This window comes from Halomonas profundus, assembly GCF_020865425.1.
Lineage (GTDB): Bacteria > Pseudomonadota > Gammaproteobacteria > Pseudomonadales > Halomonadaceae > Vreelandella > Vreelandella titanicae.
Map to the genome: position 1 here is coordinate 879,107 of NZ_CP086344.1, position 23,364 is coordinate 902,470.

Annotated in this window: 18 protein-coding genes; 11 read left to right on the top strand and 7 right to left on the bottom strand. The window is 52.9% G+C overall.

All coding sequences use genetic code 11. The features are described from left to right. Positions 1-235: 235 nt before the first annotated feature. A complete protein-coding gene (locus LMS44_RS04160) occupies positions 236-703 on the top strand; it encodes a VapA/VapB family virulence-associated protein (RefSeq protein WP_101148383.1) in 468 nt (155 codons plus the stop codon). A gap of 288 nt (positions 704-991) precedes the next feature. Here LMS44_RS04160 and LMS44_RS04165 read toward each other — a convergent pair whose 3' ends face one another. Both LMS44_RS04165 and LMS44_RS04170 read right to left on the bottom strand, forming a co-directional pair. Then, positions 992-2,071, bottom strand: a complete 1,080-nt coding sequence (locus LMS44_RS04165; RefSeq protein ID WP_022519775.1) for an ATP-binding protein — start codon at positions 2,069-2,071, stop codon at positions 992-994. Next, positions 2,068-2,841, bottom strand: a complete 774-nt coding sequence (locus tag LMS44_RS04170; protein WP_244317813.1) for a response regulator — start codon at positions 2,839-2,841, stop codon at positions 2,068-2,070. The genes LMS44_RS04165 and LMS44_RS04170 overlap by 4 nt, the downstream gene beginning before the upstream one ends. A gap of 130 nt (positions 2,842-2,971) precedes the next feature. Here LMS44_RS04170 and LMS44_RS04175 point away from each other — a divergent pair, with 130 nt between their 5' ends. From LMS44_RS04175 to LMS44_RS04185, 3 genes are read left to right on the top strand one after another with little or no spacing between them, the layout of a single operon-like run. Next, the gene (locus LMS44_RS04175) at positions 2,972-4,132 is read left to right on the top strand and encodes an efflux RND transporter periplasmic adaptor subunit (RefSeq protein WP_022519778.1); all 1,161 of its coding nucleotides are present in this window, start codon (positions 2,972-2,974) and stop codon (positions 4,130-4,132) included. 18 nt (positions 4,133-4,150) lie between these two features. Next, positions 4,151-7,255, top strand: coding sequence for a multidrug efflux RND transporter permease subunit (locus tag LMS44_RS04180; RefSeq protein WP_022519779.1), 3,105 nt, complete (start codon positions 4,151-4,153; stop codon positions 7,253-7,255). Between the two features lie 38 nt (positions 7,256-7,293). Beyond that, entirely contained in the window at positions 7,294-8,808 is a 1,515-nt protein-coding gene (locus LMS44_RS04185) for an MFS transporter (protein ID WP_498946893.1), read from the top strand. Positions 8,809-8,963: 155 nt separating this feature from the next. Here the strand turns inward: LMS44_RS04185 and LMS44_RS04190 are convergent, their stop codons facing one another. Continuing rightward, entirely contained in the window at positions 8,964-9,899 is a 936-nt protein-coding gene (locus LMS44_RS04190; protein ID WP_035538973.1) for a LysR family transcriptional regulator, read from the bottom strand. A gap of 172 nt (positions 9,900-10,071) precedes the next feature. Between LMS44_RS04190 and LMS44_RS04195 the strand changes: the two genes are divergently transcribed. The 4 genes from LMS44_RS04195 to LMS44_RS04210 all read left to right on the top strand — a co-directional run bounded on the left by LMS44_RS04195 (position 10,072) and on the right by LMS44_RS04210 (position 15,501). Continuing rightward, positions 10,072-11,196 (top strand): M20 family metallopeptidase, encoded by a 1,125-nt coding sequence (locus tag LMS44_RS04195; protein ID WP_498946896.1) that lies wholly within the window; start codon positions 10,072-10,074, stop codon positions 11,194-11,196. Positions 11,197-11,266: 70 nt separating this feature from the next. Continuing rightward, positions 11,267-12,661: a YfcC family protein gene (locus tag LMS44_RS04200; protein WP_498946897.1), complete on the top strand. Its 1,395-nt coding sequence runs from the start codon at positions 11,267-11,269 to the stop codon at positions 12,659-12,661. Positions 12,662-12,848: 187 nt separating this feature from the next. Beyond that, positions 12,849-14,030, top strand: a complete 1,182-nt coding sequence (locus tag LMS44_RS04205; RefSeq protein WP_498946899.1) for a M24 family metallopeptidase — start codon at positions 12,849-12,851, stop codon at positions 14,028-14,030. A gap of 55 nt (positions 14,031-14,085) precedes the next feature. Continuing rightward, the gene (locus LMS44_RS04210; protein ID WP_190373894.1) at positions 14,086-15,501 is read left to right on the top strand and encodes a YfcC family protein; all 1,416 of its coding nucleotides are present in this window, start codon (positions 14,086-14,088) and stop codon (positions 15,499-15,501) included. On the opposite strand, the gene LMS44_RS04215 is transcribed toward LMS44_RS04210, so the two are convergent. Both LMS44_RS04215 and LMS44_RS04220 read right to left on the bottom strand, forming a co-directional pair. Beyond that, positions 15,498-16,427 (bottom strand): LysR family transcriptional regulator, encoded by a 930-nt coding sequence (locus LMS44_RS04215; protein WP_190373893.1) that lies wholly within the window; start codon positions 16,425-16,427, stop codon positions 15,498-15,500. The two genes, LMS44_RS04210 and LMS44_RS04215, sit on opposite strands and share 4 nt — an antisense overlap. Positions 16,428-16,744: 317 nt before the next feature. Further along, a complete protein-coding gene (locus LMS44_RS04220; protein WP_498946901.1) occupies positions 16,745-17,263 on the bottom strand; it encodes a cupin in 519 nt (172 codons plus the stop codon). A 210-nt stretch (positions 17,264-17,473) separates the two neighbouring features. On the opposite strand from LMS44_RS04220, the gene LMS44_RS04225 reads away from it, so the two are divergent. The 3 genes from LMS44_RS04225 (at position 17,474) to LMS44_RS04235 (ending at position 22,313) form a co-directional block, all read left to right on the top strand. Next, positions 17,474-18,673 carry a Bcr/CflA family efflux MFS transporter gene (locus LMS44_RS04225; protein WP_190373891.1) on the top strand — a complete coding sequence of 400 codons (1,200 nt, stop codon included), beginning with the start codon at positions 17,474-17,476 and terminating at the stop codon, positions 18,671-18,673. Between the two features lie 292 nt (positions 18,674-18,965). Beyond that, positions 18,966-21,092 (top strand): TonB-dependent siderophore receptor, encoded by a 2,127-nt coding sequence (locus tag LMS44_RS04230; protein WP_498946903.1) that lies wholly within the window; start codon positions 18,966-18,968, stop codon positions 21,090-21,092. Between the two features lie 231 nt (positions 21,093-21,323). Continuing rightward, positions 21,324-22,313, top strand: a complete 990-nt coding sequence (locus LMS44_RS04235; protein WP_022519810.1) for a virulence RhuM family protein/type II toxin-antitoxin system death-on-curing family toxin — start codon at positions 21,324-21,326, stop codon at positions 22,311-22,313. A 95-nt stretch (positions 22,314-22,408) separates the two neighbouring features. Here LMS44_RS04235 and LMS44_RS04240 read toward each other — a convergent pair whose 3' ends face one another. Together LMS44_RS04240 and LMS44_RS04245 are read right to left on the bottom strand one after the other, a co-directional pair. Continuing rightward, entirely contained in the window at positions 22,409-22,705 is a 297-nt protein-coding gene (locus tag LMS44_RS04240) for a DUF1330 domain-containing protein (RefSeq protein WP_022519811.1), read from the bottom strand. A gap of 119 nt (positions 22,706-22,824) precedes the next feature. Next, complete coding sequence (locus tag LMS44_RS04245) at positions 22,825-23,331, bottom strand: hypothetical protein (RefSeq protein ID WP_022519813.1); 507 nt, start codon at positions 23,329-23,331, stop codon at positions 22,825-22,827. Positions 23,332-23,364: the final 33 nt, after the last annotated feature.

The window sequence follows — 23,364 nt, forward strand, 5'->3', positions numbered from 1 at the left end:
TCTCCTTATGCAGTCGTTTGCTCCAGGATCTTCCAAGAGTTCGTTGCTGCCAAGGGCGCAAGAGAAGCTGATACCGAAGTGATCCGTTGTGCTTTGTATGGCTATTGTTAGCAATATTGGTGATGCCGAGCTGATGCTGTGACTGCGCAGTATCTAAGCTGAAATGCTTAGGGCAGGTAAGCCGCGGTCGATGACCGGCCGCCGAATTCACAACATCCGCATGAGGTATCTAACCATGAATGCTCCTCAAAGCAATGTTCCTCAAAACAATGCTCCTCAAACCATTGATAAAAAACTGATCGCCCACGACTTTCGTGTTGCCATGCATGAAAAACTCGAGCCTGAGCAGATCGATGACGTTGCCGACGCTTTGATGGCTTCCGAGAAGGCCTATCCTGCTACCGGCAGCGTAGCCAGCCTGATCTTCTATCTTAGGTTTCAGGTTAACATCACCGATGGCAAGTCCTTCGATGGCAATGCTGGCGGCATCTCCTCAGCGGGCGGCGGCGCTCTCTTTGGGGATGTCTATACCAAAGATCTCGAACGGCTCTATCGTGATACGGTAAGTTTCGAATTTCAGGGTACGCCAGTCTATCTGAGCATCCTGTTCTTCGACGGCGACAGTAATCTATTGGGCCACTTCCAGTCGGGTGCCGTCTCCACCGTTACCGGCGCTGGCGGTGGCACAGGCAGCTGGAGTTGAGTCTTAGCCGTATGCTGATTCTAAACCTGGGGGCGCCCTCGGCGTTCCCGGGTAACCGCGAGCAAGAACGTCAGCATGCTCTCAATCCATTCTTCACAATCCACTCTTCTCCCCTGATTTCCCTCCACCTATACTTCTCCATCCCAGTTAGCTTTCTGACTAACCTATGAGCCGAATATGAACTCTATTCGGCTCGTGTATCTCTGGGAGCAGCGCCAATTGCGCGAGCAGGCAACCACGAAGGATTTTTTCTTAGTAGTTCGCCAAGAGGGTAAACGCGCTATTTCATCACCCCCTATGTGATTGAGAAGGCCAGCGCAACTCGAAACAAGAGCCACCCTCATCAGAGGGGTAGCATTTAGCCTCGCCACCATGGGCTCGTGCAATCGCCGCGACTACCGCCAATCCTAGCCCGCTTCCTCGCTTGTCTCCTGGCATACCACTGTCAGCGTCCCGCGCATGCCGGAATGCCGTGAAAATCTGAGAAGCATATTCCTGAGGAATACCTGGGCCGGTATCTATAACACGCAAAACACACCAGCCGTCGTCCTGGCGCGTTTGGATGATGAGTGTCCCTGGGGATGCATGCTGGCGAGCGTTTTCCAGCAACGCAAGCAATGCCTGACGAATACGGACAGGATCGCAATACGCGGCGCCAGATTGCAGATCAAGGGTTGGATAATGATTTGATGCATCTAGGGCATGTCTACAAAATTCAACAACTGATTCAATTTCAGCAGAAAGATCACATTGTTTGATCTCAAGGTTCAGATGGCCGCTTTCGGCCAAGCTTACGGCGCGAAGGTCTTCAATCAGTTGTGCCATACCGTCGATTTGGGTAAGGAGGCTTTGAAACTGGGGTTTTTCGGGGGGGAATACGCCTTCTGCCAAGCCTTGCAGGCGTCCGCGTAAAATAGTAACGGGCGTACGCAGCTCATGGGCAATAGCCGCATTCCAGAACGTCATTTCCTTGGACATTCGCTGTAATTGGTCTGCCAAGGCATTGAAGTCGTTTGCCAAAACGGCGGCCTCGCCTAAAGAGCGATCACCCGTCGTGGCGCGTGCGTCCAGGTCGCCTTGCGCGACGCGACGCATGCTTTCTGTGACGGAGTTTAGCGGCACCAGAATGCGACGTGCCAAGTGAATACCCACTATCACGGCGAACGCCAGCCCAACCAACGTAGTGCCAACGAGCCAAGCCCACTCTAGCCCCGACGGGAACATGTTGGGTTCGTTAATCGACCCCTGCCAAAAATGGAAGGTAATGAAATAGAACACATAAGAGGTCACCACGACTAGCAGTGTTATCCCAAACGCCATTGCTGCCATTGTTAACGCGATTGTCCGGCTCAATCCAATGAGTTTCATTCTGTTCCCCACAGCCGGTACCCAACGCCGCGTATGCCAACGGGTATGCCTCTCACATCGACGTCTTCCAGTTTTTTACGCAGCTTGCTGATATGGCTGTCGACAGTGCGCTCAAGCGCCTCACCCTCGGGGAGGCAGGCGGCCAATAACTCTGCGCGGGTGCAAACTTTTTTGGGCGCGCGTGCAAGGTGCGTCAACAACCTGAATTCGGTGAGCGTCAACGCAAGGCTATGCGAGTCTCCTCCCACCTGAACAAAGGCTTCGTGTTGTTCCAGGTCGATCTCAAAGGGCGGCACCCGGAGGACACGGGGTTGATGGCTAGCATCAGCCATGGTGCGCCTTAACACTGCCTGAGTGCGTGCGACGACCTCAGCAGGGTTAAACGGCTTGACGACGTAGTCGTCGGCACCAAAACGCAAGCCCATGAGTTTATCGATGTCCTGATCCATCGCGGTCAACATGATGACGGGCGTCTCACCACGATGGCGAACCTCCGACAGCACCTGCCAACCATCCATTTTAGGCATCTTTACATCAAGTAAGACGAGATCGGGTTTCATCGACAAGTGCATTTCCAATGCCTTGCGTCCATCTTCTGCGTGGATGGTTCGAAGGCCCTCTCGTCTCAGATATGCTTGCAGAATATCAGCGATCTCAGGCTCGTCTTCGGCGATGAGAACCAGTGCTTGCAGGCCAGAAGAAGAATTTGGCGACTGTTGAGTCGTGGACATGTAAGTGCCTAATGAAACATTAATTGTGTTCTCCATCATATCTACACATACCGTCGACGTTAATACCACGCTACAGCGATATAGTCCCCTTCAATTTTATTGCTAGGCAAATGTTTACCTATTTCTCAATGAGCTAGGTCTGAAAGAACGATGCCTGAAGGGAAGATGCATGACGATCCGACATATTTACCGCAATGGTGGCCTCTGTGCCTTGCTGCTAACCGTGCTAACCGCCTGCGGGCCAGTTGAGCAAGAAGTAACGCCGTCTCCTGCCCGAGTGTCTGTCGTTACCTTGGAACCCGTTAGATTGGAGCTGACCGAAGACTTACCGGCCCGGGTCGCTCCTTTTCAAGTGGCGGAAATTCGTCCGCAGGTCAGCGGAATTGTCCAACGTCGACTTTTCGAACAGGGAACCGACGTGAGTGCGGGGCAGCCATTATTCGAAATCAACCCAGCGCCGTTTCGAGCTGAAGTGGAAACGGCAGAAGCCGCTTTGCAGAAAGCCGAAGCCGAGCTTGCGAATGCCCGTGCGCAGTCCGCTCGGTTGGAGTCGCTGGTCAGGGGGCAGTCGGTGAGCCGCCAGGCCTATGACGACGCCGTATCCAAAAGTCAGCAGGCCGCTGCTGAGGTGGCTCAAGCGCGTGCCACGCTGTCACGTCGCCGCCTTGACTTAGAGTTTTCCACGGTGGCGTCTCCCATTGCTGGCCGAATTGATCAAGAGTTGGTAACGGTGGGAGCGCTTGTCGGCAGCAGCGATAGCACGCCCATGGCCCGTGTTCTGCAGATCGATAAAGTTTATGTCGATGTTCAGCGTTCGGCTTCCTCACTTGAATCGCTTCAAGATGCGATGGCGGCGCAACCTTCGCTAGATAATGGTTTACCGGTCACCATCCTCGGCAGCAACGGTACACCCTACGATGTCACCGGACGCATTCTTTTTTCGGGCATCAATGTGGATGCCAGCACGGGTGACCTTTTACTGCGTGTACTCGTGGACAATCCCAATCGACGCCTGCTGCCCGGTATGTTTGTGCGCGCCCGCGTGCCCTACGCACGCTATGACAACGCGTTGACGGTGCCGCAACAGTCCGTGGTGCGCATCGGCGGTAAGCCCTACGTGTGGTTGATTGGTGACAGCGACAAGGCGGTGATGGTCTCAGTGGAGCTTGGTGAATTGGCGAACGGTAATTATCGGATTAAGACGGGGGTGACAGAGGGGCAGAAGGTTGTCGTCGAGGGTATAGAGCGACTTTCTGATGGCGTCGAAGTCAGCGCGACTGATTGGCATAGGTCATCGCCTCTTGAGTCTTCAGTGGCATCTTCTTATTAAGCTTCAGGAGTCTCCGCAATGCCTCAGTTCTTCATCCAGCGCCCAGTCTTCGCGTGGGTGGTCGCGTTGTTTATTATCTTGGCGGGTGTGATCGCGATTCCTAAGTTGCCGGTCGCTCACTACCCCTCGGTAGCGCCCCCTTCGGTGACCATTACCGCGACATATCCGGGTGCCACACCGCAGACCATGAATGACGCCGTGCTCAGTCTCATCGAACGAGAACTGTCCAGCGTCAAGAACCTGCTGTACTTCGAGTCGTCGGCGGACTCTTCGGGGTCGGCGTCTGTCACCGCCACCTTCAAGCCAGGGACAAATCCGGAACTGGCCCAAGTGGATGTACAGAATAGACTCAAGGCAGTCGAACCCCGGTTACCCCAGGCGGTTCGTCAGGATGGGCTGAGCGTAGAGTCAGCGTCATCCAGTTTTCTGATGATCGTAGGTCTGAATTCCGATGATGGGCGCTTTGATGAGATCGCCCTGAACGATTATATGGCGCGCAATATCGTCGAGGAGCTGCGCCGCATTGACGGTGTTGGTCGTGTGCAGCTGTTCGGTGCTGAGCAAGCAATGCGAATCTGGATAGAGCCGGAGAAGCTGATTGCTTTCGGCTTGTCGGTGAATGATCTCTCGACCGCGATCACGGAGCAGAACGCACCGATTGTGCCGGGCAGCATCGGCGCGTCTCCGGCCTTACCCGGCCAAAAGGTGTCCTCGCTGTTGACCGCACAGGGGCAATTGAGCACGCCGGAAGAGTTCGCCGCTATCGTACTTCGCGCCAATGTCGACGGCTCCAAAGTGGTGTTGGGCGATGTGGCGCGAGTCGAGTTGGGCGCCCAATCCTACGGCTTCTCCAATCGTGAGAATGGCCAGCCAGCGACGGCGGCAGCCATACAGCTGGCACCCGGTGCCAATGCTGTCCGCACGTCGGAAAGTGTGCAAGCGCGTTTGGCTGAGTTAAACCAGGCGCTACCCGCGGGTATGAGCTCATCGGTCCCCTTTAATACGGCCCCGTTCGTTAAGGTTTCTATCGAGAAGGTCATCCATACCCTTATCGAGGCGATGGTATTGGTGTTCCTGGTGATGCTGCTGTTTCTACAGAACATCCGTTACACGCTGATTCCCGCACTGGTCGCGCCGATTGCGTTGTTGGGGACCTTCACGGTGATGCTGCTGGCAGGTTTCTCAATCAACGTGCTGACGATGTTTGGCATGGTGTTGGCGATTGGCATCATCGTCGATGACGCTATCGTGGTGGTCGAGAACGTTGAGCGCATCATGGCCAAAGAGGGATTGTCGCCAAAGGACGCCACCATCAAGGCGATGAAGGAAATTACTGGTGCGGTGGTGGGCATCACCCTGGTATTGACGGTGGTGTTTATCCCGATGGCCTTCTCGAGTGGCTCGGTCGGTGTGATCTACCAGCAATTCGCGCTGGCGATGGTGGTCTCGATTCTGTTCTCGGCGTTTCTGGCGTTGACGCTGACACCGGCGCTATGCGCCACCCTTCTCAAACCCATTAAACCGGGGCACCACGACAAAGGCGGTTTCTTCGGCTGGTTCAACCGGTCGCTTAAACGTATGACCGCCCGTTACGAATCGCGTGTGGGGAGACTGGTCGCCCGCAGCGGTCGGGTCATGCTGGTGTTTGTGGTCATCGCAGGCGTGCTGGTGTTCGCCTTCCGCCAGTTGCCTTCGGCTTTTCTACCGGAAGAGGATCAAGGCTATTTCATGACCAGTATCCAGCTACCTGCCAATGCGACAACCGAGCGTACCTTGGATGTGGTCAAGGCGTATGAGGAGTACGTCATGGCGCGCCCTGCAGTGGACGGCAATATGTCTATTTTGGGCTTCGGGTTCTCTGGGTCTGGCGCGAATACAGCGCTGACGTTCACCACGCTAAAGGAGTGGGGGAAGCGCGACGGTGCCACGGCGGCGAGTGAAGCGGAAGGAGCTCAGGCAGCCATGAGTCAATTGAACGAAGGGACGGTGATGAGTATGTTGCCGCCGGCCATTGATGAATTGGGTACCAAGTCCGGCTTTACGATGTTCTTGCAGGATCGACGCAACCAGGGGCCGGCCGCCCTTAAGGCTGCCGAGACAACGCTGCTGGAACTGGCGGCGCAGAGCAAGGTAGTTAGTGACGTCTATTCCGACGGCCTTCCGGAAGGGGCGAGCATTCGTCTTGACATCGATCGCCAGAAAGCCGAAGCGCTCGGCGTGTCGTTCGCCAACATTAGCGAAATCCTGTCTACCGCGATGGGGTCGTCCTACATCAACGATTTCCCGAATGAGGGCCGGATGCAGCAGGTGATTATGCAAGCGGATGCGTCGGCACGCATGCAGGTCGACGACGTGCTCAAGCTGCACGTGCGTAATAGCAGGGGTGGCATGGTGTCTTTGTCAGAGGTGGTGACTCCGGTGTGGGACGAAACACCGCTACAAATGGTGCGCTACCTGGGCTATCCCGCCGCCAGTATTTCCGGCAGTGCCGCGAAGGGGGCTTCCACTGGTGACGCCATGGCTGAAATGGAGCGTCTGGCGCAGCAACTTCCGCCCGGCTTCGCAGTGGCCTGGACGGGGCAGTCCCTTCAGGAGCGCCAGTCCGCTGCTCAGGCACCCATGCTGGTGGCGCTATCCATCCTGGCGGTATTTCTGGTGTTGGCCGCTCTTTATGAGAGCTGGTCTATTCCGCTGTCGGTCATCCTGGTTGTGCCGCTGGGGTTGCTGGGTGCGGTGGCTGCTATGTTGCTGCGTGACCTGCCTAACGATGTTTTCTTCAAAGTCGGTATGGTCACCGTGATCGGACTGTCTGCGAAAAACGCGATTCTGATCGTTGAGTTCGCAAAACAGTTGCGTGAGCAAGGTAAGGGGCTGATGGAGGCCGCAGTGGAAGCCGCCAGCCTGCGCCTGCGCCCGATCCTTATGACTTCACTCGCTTTCGGATTGGGGGTGGTGCCGCTGATGGTGGCGTTTGGCGCCAGTGCCAAAACCCAGCATGCGATAGGCACGGGGGTGTTCGGCGGCATGGTTAGCGGAACGCTGCTGGTAATTCTCTTCGTCCCGGTGTTCTTCGTTTTCGTCATGGGGCTTCAGGAGCGCGTTAATGGCCGGCGAGCCTCATAACGGGAAGTTATATCCATTCTTCAGGAGTTAAATGGCTAATGCTTGCTGCTATCCCACAACGTTGGCTAGTTCTGTTTGCCGTCATGCTGGCGTTTCTGCCCGTTGTCATCGACATGACGATTCTGCACGTCGCGGTACCTGTACTGACGCCAGCGCTGGGTGCCACGGGTACTGAGGTGCTGTGGATCATCGATATTTATCCGCTGCTGATGGCGGGCCTGCTGGTGCCGATGGGCACTCTGGCTGACCGAGTTGGTACGCGCCGTGTGCTGCTGACCGGGCTCTTGGTGTTCGGAGTGGCGTCACTACTGGCGGCATTCTCGACGACACCCGCCATGTTGATCGGTGCCCGAGTGCTGCTCGCCATGGGCGGATCGATGATCATGCCCTGCGTACTGGGTGTCATCCGCAAAACCTTCGAAGACGAGCTCGAGCGTGCGATGGCGCTTGGCCTATGGGGAACCGTGGGGGCCGCAGGTGCGGCAGTGGGCCCATTGATTGGTGGCGCCTTGCTTGAGCATTATTGGTGGGGCTCAGTATTCCTGATCAATGTGCCGATCATGCTAGTGGTGGCGCCGGTCGCCTATGCGCTGCTGCCGCGCCGCGAGGCGACGACGCCAGGCAAATGGGCGTTCGGTCAGGCCCTGATCCTGCTTGTTGGCATCATCGCGGTGGTCTACGGCATCAAGTCTGGGGTGGGTGCGGGGCAGCCGCTGTGGCGTGCAGGGTTGGTGCTCTTCCTGGGACTAGCGATGCTAACCTGGTTTGCACGTATCCAGTTGCGTTCGACGGAGCCGATGCTGGACTTATCGCTATTTCGCCATCCGGCCATTGTCGTTGGCATGGTGATGGCGCTAGTGGCTTCCGGCGCACTGGCAGGTGTCGAACTGACGCTGGCGCAAGAGCTGCAATATGTGCTGGACAAGACGCCGCTGCAGGCCGGTTTGTTCATGGTGCCGATCATGGCGGCCGCTGCAGTCGGTGGGCCCGTTGCAGGTTACCTGTCCAACCGGTTTGGCTTACGGCTGGTGGCCAGTATGTCGATGGCGTTAGCGGCTGCAGCGTTGGGCTACTTGGCGCAGGCTGACTTCCACGCGCCTGACTGGACAGTGCCAACAGCTTTGGCCGTGCTGGGGCTCACCCTGAGCATCGGCCTGACCGCTTCCTCAATTGCCATTATGGGGGCAGTGGATGCCAGTAAAGGAGGGGCTGCCGGCTCTTTGGAAGCCACCGGCTATGAATTGGGCAGCGGGCTCGGCATTACCCTGTTCGGGGTTTTCATGGCCAGCGTGTACACCAACACCATCGTGCTGCCGTCACACTTGGATCCAGCCCTCGGTGCACAAGCTGTGCGCTCGATCAGCGACAGCATCGTTGTGGCACAAGGACTGGCTGCAGATCAGGCGGATGCACTCATCATGGCCGCGAAGGCGGCATTCTCCACCACGCACTCGATCTTGCTAACAACTGCTGCGATTCTCATCGCTTTACTGTCGGTTGTGGTGTTTCTGATGCTGGGTAGCCACCCAGAAAAGGTGGGGGCGCACGAGTGATGCTGGCCGTGCACTGGCACATCCATGCGGTTTTAGCCCCGGTGTTAGCTGTTAAGGTAAGCGTGGCGGGTTGCCTTGGCTGCCTCATATGGGGGCATTACTGGACGCGAATTACTCCCCAAATTTAACGAGTAAAAGCGCTACCTGATTTAAGCTCAGCGCTTCCCGGCAGACTGTGATTGCATTGAGCTCGCGAGTACTTTCCATAGGTGTTCAGCGGCAGGAGTGAACCTTCTTCCTTGGCTACGGATGAGATGGCAGGTAGCGGTATGCGATAAAGAGTGCTCGACAGGGATCGCAACGATATCACCACGATCCACCAATGGGCGTGCAGACTGCCGCGTCATGAAGGCAATACCTAGCCCTGATATTGCGAGCGCAATAGCCGTTGAAAAATGATTGCACTGGTAAGCGGGCAGAGGGGCTAGGTGTTGGCTGCTGAACATTTCATTGATGTACTGTTGGATGCCGAATTGTTCTGCCATAAAGATCAATCGCTGGGAGGCCAGGGTTTCAAGCGTAATGGCTTCAAGGCCTGCCAAAGCGTGATGTGGCGGCACTATGGCGCAAATGGGGCCGCGGTTAAAACTGCGAACCATGACCGGAGGATCGCCTAATGGACCAAAGCTGATCGCCATGTCCACTTTGCCCCGCAGCATCATGTTGATTGTTTCACTCATGTTGCCAGAGTGAATATCGACAAACACATCAGGGTAATCTGCACTGAACTGTTGGAGAGGCCCTTCCACAAATTCACTGATCATACCCTGCCCGACCCGTAGGCTGACACTGCCTCGACGCAAGTGGCGCATATCCTGCAGTGTCTCGGCTAATTGACGCCGCCGATACAGCATTTCCCGGTGGTGCTCGATCAGTAGCTTTCCCGCCTGGGTCACCGTGACGTTCCTTCCCTGTTTTTCGAGCAAGGGAATTTGCAGATGGCGCTCAAGCAGTGCTATTTGCCGGCTAATGGCCGAAGGGTTAACGCCGACTGACTCGGCAGCCGCTCTAACACCTCCTTGCATGGCAACCTCGTAAAGGTAAGCCAGTCGATGCTCGGTAATTCCCTGGTCTATGCGTTGTTGCACCATTCTCTCTATCCTTCACCGGCTTCTTAACCGTTGCTTTGAACGCAACGATTCGGCTGCGCGCTTCTTATTCTTTCCTTGTTACGCCCCTCACATACTGACCGTGCGCCTAATAGCACAACGCTGTTCTGAGTTGCTGCTGTTTAGAGGCTGTCATTCTTACTCGAGAGGCTATATGAATACCCTTCACACTTATCTGCAAGAGCATCAGCGTTCTATTCTCGATGATATTGAAGCGTTAGTACGTGCTGAATCGCCATCCAATGATAAAGCCGCAGTGGACGCCTGTGGTCAAATGTTGCGCCAGTTATTTCAAGACCGGCTCCAATGTCAGGCGGAAACGTTCCCACAAACTGAAAAGGGCGATCATCTTGGCTTCACGCTAGGAGAGGGGGATCGTCAGATTCTTATCTTGGGGCATTTCGATACGGTTTGGGATATCGGCCGGCTCGATATCCGCCGTGAGGCAGACAAGTTTTACGGCCCCGGCATCTTGGATATGAAAGCAGGCATTGTTCAAGCCATTTGGGCTATCAAAGCACTCGTTGAACTCGATGCGCTTCCCGATGCTCGCATTCGTTTTCTATGTACCAGTGATGAGGAGTTAGGTAGCCCTACCTCGCGACAACGAATTGAGGAGGAGTCGGTTGCGAGCGATGTGGTGCTGGTTGTTGAACCTGCCACGGCTAATGGCAGCGCTTTGAAAACGGCACGTAAAGGCTCTGGACGCTTTTACATGCATATAACGGGTAAAGCAGCTCATGCGGGCAATAACCCTGAAGAAGGGGTGAGTGCGATTGAGGAGTTGTCCCACCAGATTCAGTACTTACATAGTCTGGCCGACCCCGGCCTGGGAACCACAGTGAATGTTGGGATGGTACGTGGCGGTGGCCCACTTAATGTCGTGCCGGAGGAAGCTGAGTTAGGTATTGATGTTCGGGTAACGACGCTGGAAGAAGCCGGGCGGCTCTACAATGCCATTTATCAAAGTACCCCATTTCATCCCAGCGTAACGCTAACCGTTAGCGGTGACATGACGCGCCCGCCGATGGAGCGAACACATGCTACGGCTCGTCTGTTTGAACTTGCCCAGCACGCTGCCGGTGCATTCGGCATTGAGCTTACGGAAGCCTCGGTAGGTGGAGGAAGCGACGGCAATTTCGCTGCAGCCAAAGGTATTCCCACCCTTGATGGGCTGGGTGCAACTGGCGCTGCCCCCCATGCGGAATATGAGCACATTGAAATAGCCTCAATTGTACCGCGTGCGGCGATCCTGGCGGCGTTGATACGGCAGGTCTGATACGCCATTCAGCCGTTTGTCAGTGCGTTAAATAAATAACTATATGAAAAAATATTCAGGAAATTTCAACGTGAAAACTAGATCAATACAAAGAATGGCCATGCCCGATGCCTTTGTGATTCTGTTTGGGTTATTACTGGTGGCTTGGCTATTGAGTTTCTTTATTCCCTCGGGCCAGTTTGAGCGAACCACAGAGGGGCGGCCGACGGTTATTCCTGGCAGTTTTCATCTGGTGGAGTCTAGTGGCCTTAATTTTTTCGACATTTTTCTTTCGATTCAGAACGGTTTTATCAGCTCAGCAAACCTAATTGCTTTAGTTCTGGTAATGGGCGGTGCGATTGCTGTGGTGGAGTCCACCGGTGCGATCAATGCGGGTATCAAAAGCCTGGTTGATAAAGCCCGGGGGCGTAAATATCTGCTCGCGATTGTGGTGTCTTTTGTATTTGGCGTGGTATCTGCCATTGGCGTTGGGTCGAATGCCGTTATTGCCTTTATTCCGCTGGGTATCGTGTTGGCACGAGCGCTTAAGTTAGATGCGATCGCGGGGATCGCCATTGTCTATCTGGGCTATTTTTCGGGCTCAGCGGCGGCTGTTTTCGATCCTATTACGCTGGGTATCGCGCAATCTATAGCAGGGCTGCCACTATTTTCTGGCGCGCCGCTTAGGGTGGCGCTATTTTTCGTGCTACTGGCAGTGACAATTGCTTATGTGTGTCGGTATATCAAACGCATTAGCGACGATCCCGGCCGAAGTCTAATGGGGAGTCAGCCCTTTAGCACTGAAGCCATTGGATCAGATGATGAGAACTTAACGTTTACGCGTCGGCATCTGGTCATTTTAAGCTTCTTTGTTGCCTGTTTAGCGGTGTTTATTTATGGCTCTTTAGGGTTGGGGTGGGGCGTTAATGAGCTCTCTGCCATTTTCATGATCAATGGGATAGGCAGCGCAGCTCTCGCTCGCTTCTCGCCCAACGAGTTTGTGCAGATGTTCATGAAAGGGGCCAAAGGTATGCTGTATGGTGCCTTTATTATTGGCATTGCCAAAGGCATTACGGTGCTAATGGCCGAGGGGATGATTCTTGATACGGTCGTGAATTCAATTTTTGTGCCCTTAAGTACGCTTCCATCCATGTTGGGTGCGCTTGCTGTCTTTGTATTCAACCTCTTTTTCAACTTTCTGGTGCCTTCTGGGAGCGGTCAGGCAGCGGTGGTAATGCCGATTTTGACGCCGCTTGCGGATATGCTCGATATCACTCGTCAAACGGCGGTGATTGCCTTCAAGCTTGGCGACGGGATTACCAATATTATTACGCCGACATCGGGTGTGTTGATGTCTGTGCTCGCCGTGGGCGGAGTGCCATGGAGTAACTGGGTACGTTTCGCGTTTCCGTTGGTATGCCTCTGGACGCTAGTGGGCATCGCCTTTGTAGTTACCGCTGTGTTGATTAACTACGGGCCTTTCTAATCAAGCGTAAGAATACGCTCGGTTAGTATGCAATACATTGGAAATAAACAACCAAACCGCTCAAGTTGAGCGGTTTGGTTCTCCATTAATGATATTTATAAGATATCGAATGACATTTATATAGTATTTTACCCTCACGTGAGGGCACTGGTAGCTTCCTGAGGTGGTTAACTCAGGAGCTAGCAACATGATTTTGAAAATTTCTGTTTCAGAAATTAAAGCAAGGCAAGAAATTTTTTTAACTAATCTTAAAAATAAGCACTGCGACGCAGCGTTGCTTTTTAGTGTTACCGATATCTTCTATCTTACAGGATTTAACTTCCGCCCTTCAGAAAGGCCGATTGCTCTTATTGTGGATGCACAGGGCTTTTTCAGTTTATTTGTGCCCCGCATGGAGGTAGAGCATGCACAAGAATACGCCGTTATAAGTACTTCTTACGATTACCCTGAATACCCTGGCATTACTCATCCGATGGAGTATCTCAAAAAGGTACTTCAGGATAAGAACTTTGGTTCTTTAAGTGTTGGCATTGATGCCGAGGGGTATGGGTCAGCAAAGGGCTATGCGGGGCCGGCAATTACTTCACTGATCACTTTTGCCGATAAGGTGCTTATCAAAGGGCTCGTTGAAGAGCAGCGTTATATTAAATCATCGACGGAAATAGAGCTGATTAAAGAGTCTGCCCGATGGGGTAATTTGGCGCACAACCTGCTGACTAAGTATACCCATGCGGGTGGCCGTGAAATGGAGGCGGAAAGCCGCGCTACCCAGGAAGCGACCAAGGCGATGTTCGAAACCCTGGGCGCAGGTTATCGTTCCTATGGATCGCCAGCGCATGCATTCTATCGCGGTCAGATTGGCCCGCATTCGGCTTTCCCTCATTCGCAAAACCAGAACGCCATGTTCAAGAAAGGGTTCAATGTTGTCTCGCAGGCGGCTTGCGATGTTTGGGGCTACAAGAGCGAGCTAGAACGTACCATGTTTATTGAAGAAGCAACAAAAGAACAGGAAATATTCTTCAATCATATGTATGAAGCGCAGGAAGTAGCTTTTAGAACTATTAAACCAGGTATTCCCGCTTCTAAAGTAGAGGAAGAGGTGCAACGATACTTTAAGGATAATGGCTTAACGCAATACGTTAAACATCATACCGGCCATAACATGGGACTTTTAAACCACGAGGCCCCATTTTTCGACCTGGGAGATCACACTCTGCTTGAACCAGGCATGGTCTTTTCCGTTGAGCCGGGGCTGTATGTCGATGGCCTGGGCGCTTTCCGACACTCCGACACTATCGTGGTAACGGAAAAGGGTATGGATATGGTCACTTACTTTCCCAGAGACTTCGAGTCGCTAATCATTGGTTAATTCACAATAGGGTGAGGCCTTTGACCTTGCCCTTATAAGTTTTAGAGAGGTAAAAATGAAAAAAATAGACCCGAATGCCTCAGCTGTTAAAAAGAAGAAAAATATACCTGACTCCTATGTCATCCTGTTCGCGATGCTAATGATTGCATCAATAGCGACGTGGTTCATTCCAGCAGGCAGCTTTGAGCGTACAACAGAAAGTGGCACTGCTATGGTGGTGCCAGGTAGCTATGAAGCGTTGCCTGCAAGTCCCACCACGCTCTATGATTTTTTTCTTTCGATACAGTCTGGTTTGATCGATTCTGCCAGCATTATCTTTCTTGTGCTGACCATTGGCGGCTCGTTCGCCATCCTGGATCACACAGGAGCCATTCAGGCTGGCATTATGAAGCTGATCAAGAAAACGCAGGATAAAAAATATGCGTTGATAGTGGCGGTGTCTATCGCTTTTTCGGCAGCGGGGTTTATTGGCGCGTTACAAACGGCTGTTATTGCATTTATCCCCATCGGCATCATTATCGCCAGAGCCTTTAAGCTAGATGCGGTAGCAGGCGTGGCGATTATTTACCTGGGAGCATATGCAGGCTACACGATTGGCGGTTTGGATCCGATTACCACCGGGTTTGGTCAAGAGATCGCGGGGCTCCCCATTTTCAGCGGCCTATGGTTTCGTTTTGCCGTCTACCTCTGCATTTTAGCGTCGACGATCGCCTATCTTTGTCATTACATTTCCAAAGTTTCAAAAGATCAAAGTAAATCTGTGCTGGGCGCTACACCTTTCCCCACAGAGGTTGAAAACGCTAACACAATCCCCGCCGAGTTTACTCGGAAACATAAGGTGATATTGGGATACTTTTCGACCTGTATGATTGGCTACGTAGTGGGCGTTTTTAACTTAGGATGGGGGTTGCATGAAATGGCCGCGCTGTTCTTGGTAATAAGCCTGGGAACGGCGGCGATTGAAAAGGTACCCGCAAACCAGTATGTGAATCTGTTCATCAGAGGTGCGCAAGGAATGCTGTACGCAGCATTAATTGTGGGCCTTGCCAGGGCAATTGTGGTCGTGCTCGAAAACGCTTACGTTCTGGACACCATTGTTAACTCGATTGCGATGGTACTTCAGCCATTACCTAATGTGTTGGCGGCACTAGGTATGTACGGGTTCAATCTGGCGTTCAATATCATCATTAGTTCTGCCAGCGGTCAGGCGGCGATTGTTGTCCCCGTGATGGCGCCATTAGCAGACACTATCGGTTTGACCCGGCAAGTTGCCGTGCTGGCTTATAACTTTGGTGATGGTTTTACTAACATTATTACCCCTACGTCGGGAATTTTAATGGCCAGTATTGCGATCGGTGGGGTTCCATGGCTTAAATGGCTTAAGTTCGTGATCCCTTTGCTATTAATCTGGATAGCCATTGGGGCTGCGGCGCTAAGCATTGCGGTGGCCATCAACCTAGGCCCTTTTTAAGAAAGCAGATAAGTTTTAGGCACGATCGGCTTTTCGATCGTGCCTTCATTTATCTTCGATTCAATATACTGAATAAAGAAACGTGCCGTATCAGTCAATAAATTGGAATTCCACGCCATCGAGCTGACCTTTTGCACATCTGAATTAATCGACTTGTACACCACATGGTCATTTTTTATGTAGGTGGCCGAGTGGGGAAGTAGCGTAACGCCCATTTCGGCGGCCACGAGTGCCACCAGTGTTTGCTGCTCCTGAGCTGTCTGAATGACATTGGGCTTGAAGCCATGTTCTTTACACAGAGCCATTATCGCATCATAGTAACCGTGCCCTGCTTCTCGGGGTGTCATCACCCAGTTTTCATTACTGAGTTTACTTACGTCGACCTCCTGGTTAGTGGTCGCTAGTGAATGGCTTTTAGGAAGACAGGCAACGAAGTGCTCTTCTAGTATCGTGATATTGTCTATTCGTTTGTCTGAGACAGGAGAGACAAGAAATCCGACATCAATTGTCCCATGTATCAAGCCGACAATCTGATTGTGAGTGGTAAGTTGTTGCAAACGTATGTCGATACCTGGATGGCTTCTTTTAAAGTCTTTAACGATAGATGGAATCAAGTGAAACGACATAGTACCGCTAAATCCGATTGAAATAGATCCCTCCTTGCCTTGTGCTATTCTTTGAGTAAAGGCTATTTCCTTATCCAGCGTCGCAATGCACTTTCTTGCCGCTTCGAGAAAATGCTGACCCGCTGGCGTGATGCGGACTTCCTTGTTATTCCTAATAAGAAGCTGAACGCCGATTTCTTCTTCAAGGTTTTTTATCTGATTACTTAGGGGTGGTTGCGATATATTAAGTAATTTAGCCGCGCGCCCGAAGTGAAGTTGTTCGGCGACGACAATGTAGTATCTTAAGTGTCTGAGTTCCATGAGCTCCCTTTAGTGCTGGTTTTTATTTATTGAAAAAGGCTGCTGTATTGGCTGAGAAACCACGATTTTATGTAGAAAAAAATAGTATAAATGCAGAGAATAAGCCATGTTAGCAATATATGGTGCTATAGAGTACTCTTTTTCCGACGACCTATTTAATGATATTTCACACATTACATTGGTCGTTTCCCCAAGATATTACTTACATTGTTAAAACTCCTCAGGTGAAGCGTCAGATTATGCATAAATAGTTAAAAACTGCTCCGGTTCGTCGAAAAGCTAATTAATCGTCGAGCTTGCCAATTGCCTTCCACCTGCTAAGAGCCTTCCCGCCACAGCTCCGCTAGTGAACCTCCTGCCGGGGAATCCTCGGGTAAGGCAACGGCAGCGACTCGGGCTTTTGCTGCTGCAAGTTGTGCGGGATCACCGCGCTCTATTTCCGGCTTTTGGCCTGGTGGGTAGGCGCCTACCATGCAGAAATCATCGTCCGCCTCCAGGCTGGCATGCCCAACTCCTGCCGGCAGCACCAGCACATCGCCCGGGTAAAGCATCAGCTCCTGGCCGTTAGGGCCACCTAGCCGTGCCCGGGCCTGCCCACGGAAGATGCCCAGTGCTTCATGGGCGGTGGAGTGAAAGTGATCAAAGTCATACAGGTGGTAGCGCCACGCAGGCAGCCAACCGTGGTGTTTGAACATGCTTTCAAAGGCATCGGCCCGCTCCTCTGCATTGCTGATATCGAGAACCTGGCGATAAACCAGCACTGGTAGAGGGGAGTTGGGGTAGCCGGTCGCTGCATCGCTGTCGAGATGGAGTCGTTCTGGCTGAGGGGTAGACATCCTGGTCTCCTCGTTGGGGGTGTGTTTTTAAAATAGCTTTGAGCACACTCTTTTGCATAGCCGCGCTAACCGATAACAAACTGGCTGTGTGTTTTGTCAATTACCGCCCGGCAGCGTATCCCTCGTTTTCTGTTCGATTGCCTTGATAGCATCAGTCGGTATCATATCGTTGATGTTGTCCATCATTACGCCCTTTTACCGCGAGCTTCTATGACCCAATCTAAAACGCCCTTCACTGTGGTGCTGAGCCTGGCAATGACCATGATGCTGGGCCCGTTTTCCATGGATACGTATCTGCCGGCTTTTCCGGTTATTGGTGAATCGCTGGGGATTTCTCAGCAGGCGGTATCGTTGAGCGTTTCAGTGTATGTACTCGCGTTGGCGTTTGGCCAGTTGATCGGCGGTGCGCTTTCAGACCGCTTCGGGCGCCAGCGGGTGCTGATGAGCGGGCTGGCGATTTTTGCGCTCTCAAGCATCGTCATTGGTATGGCGGATTCTTTGAACACCCTGCTCGGCGGGCGGGCAGTTCAGGCTCTTGGCGCCGGTTTTACCCTGGTATCTGTGCCGGCGCTGGTGCGCGACCGGGTGGCGGGCCGCGACGCCGCGAAACTGTTCTCGATGATGGGCTTTATCATGGTGCTGGCACCTGGAATCGCTCCGAGCGTAGGCAGCGCGATTCTGGCGCTGGGTTCCTGGCACTATATCTTTTTTGCCTTGGCGGTGTACGCGGTGCTGCTGGTGCCGTTGCTGGTGCGGGTGCTGTTTACCGGCCCGGGAAAGGTGTCGCGCGCGAAAAGCCCTAAGATGAGCCTGCTGGCGCGTTACAAACTGGTACTGTCGACAAAACCGGCGCTGCCGTTCATCGTTTGGCAGGCTGCTTCGTTTTCTACTCTGATGATGTTCATCACCTATGCGTCATTTATCTATCAGGGGCATTTCGGCCAGTCGCCTTCAAGCTTTTCGATGCTGTTTGCGGCGAATATCGTCGCGATGCTTATTTTCAACATTCTCAATCGAGTGTTGCTTTCCAGGCTACCGTCACTGCGTATCCTGCAGTTGGCAACGGGCTGTCAGGCAGTGGGTATAGTATTGCTGGTGATGGCTGCCTTTATGGATTGGTCGCTTTACGCCTTCCTCGCCGCCATGATGCTGACCATCGGCGCGGTGGGGGCGATCTCTCCGAATATTCAGGCCTGCTTTTTGGAGTTCTTTCCCACCAGTGGCGGGACGGCCGCAGCGCTTCTGGGCGCAGCACAGTTCGGTGTCGCCGGGCTGCTGAGCGCATTGTCCGCCATGTTGCCGCATACGCTTGAAGCGGTCATTCTGGCCATGGCCGCCTGTGGCTCGGTGGCGTATCTGATGCTTGCCCGCTCTATCATCAAAGGGCGTGCCGCTGTCGAGGCACACTGAGCCAGGCCACACTCCTTTGTCAAAAGCCCCGTGTTTTGGATAACACGGGGCTTTTTTTATTTGTTGATCAGATGCCGCTGGTACACGAGCGCTGCAGATATAGGACGGGTAGTCGGTTGGTGCATGACCTCATACGTGTATTGCAATCATGAACTAAAGTTCAAAATAAATGATTATGATTTGTGTTATTACTATTGACTAGGTGCTGCCACCTTTGGATACTCTCACGGCCTTTTAAAAGAAAACCATAAGGCGAGCAGGGCCGGTTTAATCATTTCAAGGGATCTTCAACATGACTGATAGCAGTAGCACAGTCCGGCGCAACGCAAGTTGGTTACGGTGGCAGCAGACCACTACCGCCATTCTGTGCGGCACCACGCTGGTGACTATTCCCATGATTGGGAACGCCCAGGAAACCGGCGAGAGCAGTGAAGGTAATGAGGGCTATCGCCTTGCTCCCATTATCGTCAATGCTCAGGCTTACGCTGATGATGATGCCAACTCGATAGTGGCCCAAGAGCTATGGGTCGGCGGTAAGGTGGCTACCAGTATCCTTGATACCCCCGCTTCCGTGTCGGTCGTCACTGAGAAGGAGATTGAGCAGCGCAACGCCTCTACCACCGAGGAAGTGCTGCAATATACGCCAGGCGTCCTCACTGATTATTACGGCACCGATGACCGTAACGACTATTTTAAAATTCGCGGATTCGAGGCCACCACCTACCGTGACGGGCTTACGCTAGGCTCAATGCGCGGTGTACGCGAAGAGCCTTACGCCTACGAACGCGTTGAAGTGTTGCGTGGGGCCAACTCCACCCTGTTTGGCCCGGCGGATCCAGGTGGTTCGGTCAACTTCGTGAGCAAGCGGCCACGCTTTGAGCGTTTTGGAGAGGGCTATCTCTCCTACGGTTCATTTGACGCAAAAGAAGCCGGTGTTGATGTGGGTGACACGCTGAACGCTGACGAGACAGTGGCCTACCGCTTTACCGGCACCATCCGAGACAGCGATCGCGAATACGATCACTCCAAAGACAACAATGGTTTCCTGATGGGGGGCTTGGCCTGGGAGCCGACAGATTACACCTCAGCAAGCGTTATCTTCGATTACCTGAAGCGTGACGACACCCCTAACAGCGGCGGTTATCCACTCGACCGGGAGTACGATCGCAGCGAGTTCTTTGGTGAGCCTGATTTTAATTATCACGATGTTGAGCGTACCAGCCTTACCGGACAGCTCACCCATGATTTCAACAACGGGCTGACGCTGCGGGGTAATCTGCGCTATAGCGACCTGACTGATGACTTCGGCTACGTTTATATCACTGACTCCGCGGCGCGAGTTGGTAGCGTGGTGGATCGCGACTATTTTGGAACGGACAACGAAGCCCAGGAGTTGATCGGCAACGCTATCCTGCAATACGACGCCCGCTTTGATCAGGTCGATAGCAGCACGCTCGTGGGTGTCGAGTATGGCGAAGCTTCAACCGAAGACCGTTCGTTTTACGGGGATGCGACCTCCATTGATATCGCAAATCCCGTTTTTAGCGGTGCCCCGAGTAGCCTGAACGTCTACAGCAGCAACAAGCAGGACTTCACCACTGAGTCTGTTTTCCTGACTCAGAATTTGTCCTTCTATGACCGATTCATTGTGACAGCGGGTGTGCGCAACGACTCGATGGATGTCTCAAGCACCAACATGGCGGGCGTTACCGATTCCGATGACTTCTCTGAGACCTCACTTCGCGGTGCGCTGACCTATCGGGTCACCGACGAAATTTCTACCTATGTCAGCATGGTGGAGTCGGTCGCACCGCCCACGATTGGTGTCGACCCCGAACGGGGTGAGCAGTACGAAATTGGTGCGAAATATTCCCCCTTTGGTACCAATGCGCTGTTTTCGGCGGCCATCTATGACCTAACCAGGGACGACGTCACCATCTCGGTTGTACAGGACAATGGCGTTATCGAGCGGGAAACCGTGGGTGAGTCCCGCGTACGGGGTCTTGATCTGGAAGCGAAGGCTGAGTTGACCGATAGCTTTAGCGTGGCCGGTGGTTACTCCTATATGGAGTCGGAGGTGGTACGCGACAGCAACGCAGCCAGAGAGGGTAACGAGTTCACCGCAGCACCCAAACATACGGCGTCGCTGTGGGGCTACTATACCTTGCCAAGCCAGGATATGAGCGTTGGTCTCGGCGCCCGTTACATTGGCTCCTACTACTTTGATGTCGCCAATACGTCAAAGAGCAGTGCGGCAACGCTGTTTGACGCGGCCTTCAGCTACCAGCTCACTAAAGACGCCGACCTAGCCGTCAATGTCAGCAACTTGCTCGACGAGCAGCACGTGGTCGGTTCAAGCACGGCCGATTACTATAATCCGGGTCGCGAAATCAGCGCGAAAGTGAGCTATCGCTGGTGATGTAATTCCGCCTATCCCAGAGGTAAAGCAACGGCAAAACGCCCCGACTTGGTTCGGGGCGTTTTGGTATCGCGTTTTCCATCCCCCAGAGCGTTCGTGGATGTTTAACAGCAAACATTTTTTGGGATTTTTGCTGTATAGGTGTACAGTTTAAGTCGCGATTTATACTTAGCTAACTAAGAAAGTCGCTTTAGCGACAGGTAGATCGGGATAAAAACGGGGGCGCAATCGATGAATGACCAGCAAATACAGATATTCACCAGCGAAGATGGCAAAGCGCAGCTGGAAGTGGCGTTGGAACAGGACTCCGTGTGGTTGAGTCAGGCGCAGATGTGTGAACTGTTTGGGCGTGAGCGTTCGGTTATTACAAAGCACATTCGTAACGTTTTTAACGAGGGAGAGCTGGAGCGAAATTCAGTATGTGCAAAATTTGCACATACTGCCGAAGATGGCAAAGCTTATCAGGTTGATCACTTCAATCTTGATGTCATTATTTCAGTTGGCTACCGCGTGAAATCTCAGCGTGGTGTACAGTTCCGCAAGTGGGCTACCGATGTACTCAAACAATATCTGGTTCAAGGCTATACCCTTAACCAACGCCGACTAACCGAGCGCGGTATCGAGTTTGAACAGGCAGTCAATCTGCTCAGCCGAACCTTGACCAACCAAGGGCTGGTATCTATCGAGGGCGAAGCCGTTGCGCGTGTTATTAGCGACTACGCACGCTCCTGGAGTTTGCTGCAGGGCTACGATGAACAGCAATTAGCTGAGTTAAACATCAAGCAGCCTGATATGCATTCGCTAGGGTTAGAAGAGGCACTGAAAGCCATTAGTGAGTTGAAGCGAACTCTCATTAGCAAAGGCGAAGCAACCGAGCTTTTTGGACAGGTGCGGGGTGATGGTTTGACATCAGCTCTCGCCACCATCGAACAAGGTTTTGGTGATGAGCTATTTTACCCCAATGTGGCTACCCGAGCGGCGCACCTGCTTTATTTTGTTATCAAGAACCATCCCCTAGCTGATGGAAATAAGCGCTGTGGCTCTTTTCTGTTTTTGTGGTACCTGCGCCGCAACGCCGCGTTACTGGCACGCCCTGTTGAGCAGCTTATTAATGACAACACGTTGGTCGCGTTAGCGTTATTAGTGGCGGAAAGTCTGCCCGATCAGAAAACGCTGATGATTCGATTGATTGAGCATTTTGTACTGCTTAAAGAAAGTTGAGCGCTAACGCGGGGGTAATCGTTGCGTCATGATTGGGATAGGGAAAATCGGCCCCGCAAAGGCGAGGGTTCCATCGCCTTTGCAGGTGAGGTTCTTTAGGCTTCTGTTAGGCCATCAACGATAAAAACGCGGTAGTCGGCGCCCTGGAAGCGATGCTTGCGGGCTTCCTGATAGGCGGGGCTTTGATACCAGGCGCGGGCGGCAGCCATATCCGGAAAGCGCAGAATCACCGCACCTTCCATAGCGCTACCTTCAAGCACTTCAAAATCGCCATAAAAAGCGAGCGGTTGCGGATCGTGGCCTTCGCGAGCAGCTTTTGCTTTCTCGCCGTAGCGCTCCATTTCCTTGGCGTCGTGAGTATGTTCACGGGTTAGTACGACGTAAGCGGGCATTAAATTCTCCTGATGTAATCGTTAAGAAATCAACTAGAGCATATCACCGCCCACTAGCGGAGCCACATTAGAAAGACCGCTATTCAGCTTTACTGAGTATCTCTGCAGTGAGGGGCGGGTTATACGTCTGGCTCTGATTCAATCACGATTTCATGTTCCCGACGCTCTTTTTCCAGTGCCGCCAAGGCAATTTGATAACAATCTTCAACATGGCTGTTACCCATGTACTTCATGGCGGTGAAGCTAATGCCACCTGCCACAGCGCTACCTACAAAGGGCACGAACTTAGCAACACCTTTAGACGCTACCTTGACGCCCATCTTGCTTAACAGCATCACGATAAGTTTTTTCGTGATGTATTTACCGGCCATTTTGCTGCCGGTATTTGAGATGGCCGTCATCACAAAGAGCTTGGATTCTGTATCCAGGCTGTCGATTTGTTCAGGCGTTAAACCAAATTTCTGGTTAATTTTGGGAATTAGCCGCATCAATATGGCAACGTCTGAACCTATATCCACCCCTGGAATGGGTATAACCGCTGCGCCCGCAGAGAGGCTCGAACTCTTGGTGACCATCGAATGACACGTTTTTCTAATCGCTTCGAGTTCTTCTATTGATTCAATCATGATGAGGTCCTTTCATTTATTGCCAGATTGATC

What these genes read in the sequence shown, in the direction of transcription:
- LMS44_RS04210 (WP_190373894.1), top strand. Translation starts at nt 14,086, where the DNA reads ATGAAAAAAATAGACCCGAATGCCTCAGCTGTTAAAAAGAAGAAAAAT.
- LMS44_RS04190 (WP_035538973.1), bottom strand. Translation starts at nt 9,899, where the DNA reads ATGGTGCAACAACGCATAGACCAGGGAATTACCGAGCATCGACTGGCT.
- LMS44_RS04170 (WP_244317813.1), bottom strand. Translation starts at nt 2,841, where the DNA reads ATGATGGAGAACACAATTAATGTTTCATTAGGCACTTACATGTCCACG.
- LMS44_RS04220 (WP_498946901.1), bottom strand. Translation starts at nt 17,263, where the DNA reads ATGTCTACCCCTCAGCCAGAACGACTCCATCTCGACAGCGATGCAGCG.
- LMS44_RS04195 (WP_498946896.1), top strand. Translation starts at nt 10,072, where the DNA reads ATGAATACCCTTCACACTTATCTGCAAGAGCATCAGCGTTCTATTCTC.
- LMS44_RS04205 (WP_498946899.1), top strand. Translation starts at nt 12,849, where the DNA reads ATGATTTTGAAAATTTCTGTTTCAGAAATTAAAGCAAGGCAAGAAATT.
- LMS44_RS04185 (WP_498946893.1), top strand. Translation starts at nt 7,294, where the DNA reads ATGCTTGCTGCTATCCCACAACGTTGGCTAGTTCTGTTTGCCGTCATG.
- LMS44_RS04230 (WP_498946903.1), top strand. Translation starts at nt 18,966, where the DNA reads ATGACTGATAGCAGTAGCACAGTCCGGCGCAACGCAAGTTGGTTACGG.
- LMS44_RS04240 (WP_022519811.1), bottom strand. Translation starts at nt 22,705, where the DNA reads ATGCCCGCTTACGTCGTACTAACCCGTGAACATACTCACGACGCCAAG.
- LMS44_RS04180 (WP_022519779.1), top strand. Translation starts at nt 4,151, where the DNA reads ATGCCTCAGTTCTTCATCCAGCGCCCAGTCTTCGCGTGGGTGGTCGCG.
- LMS44_RS04235 (WP_022519810.1), top strand. Translation starts at nt 21,324, where the DNA reads ATGAATGACCAGCAAATACAGATATTCACCAGCGAAGATGGCAAAGCG.
- LMS44_RS04245 (WP_022519813.1), bottom strand. Translation starts at nt 23,331, where the DNA reads ATGATTGAATCAATAGAAGAACTCGAAGCGATTAGAAAAACGTGTCAT.
- LMS44_RS04160 (WP_101148383.1), top strand. Translation starts at nt 236, where the DNA reads ATGAATGCTCCTCAAAGCAATGTTCCTCAAAACAATGCTCCTCAAACC.
- LMS44_RS04215 (WP_190373893.1), bottom strand. Translation starts at nt 16,427, where the DNA reads ATGGAACTCAGACACTTAAGATACTACATTGTCGTCGCCGAACAACTT.
- LMS44_RS04175 (WP_022519778.1), top strand. Translation starts at nt 2,972, where the DNA reads ATGACGATCCGACATATTTACCGCAATGGTGGCCTCTGTGCCTTGCTG.
- LMS44_RS04225 (WP_190373891.1), top strand. Translation starts at nt 17,474, where the DNA reads ATGACCCAATCTAAAACGCCCTTCACTGTGGTGCTGAGCCTGGCAATG.
- LMS44_RS04165 (WP_022519775.1), bottom strand. Translation starts at nt 2,071, where the DNA reads ATGAAACTCATTGGATTGAGCCGGACAATCGCGTTAACAATGGCAGCA.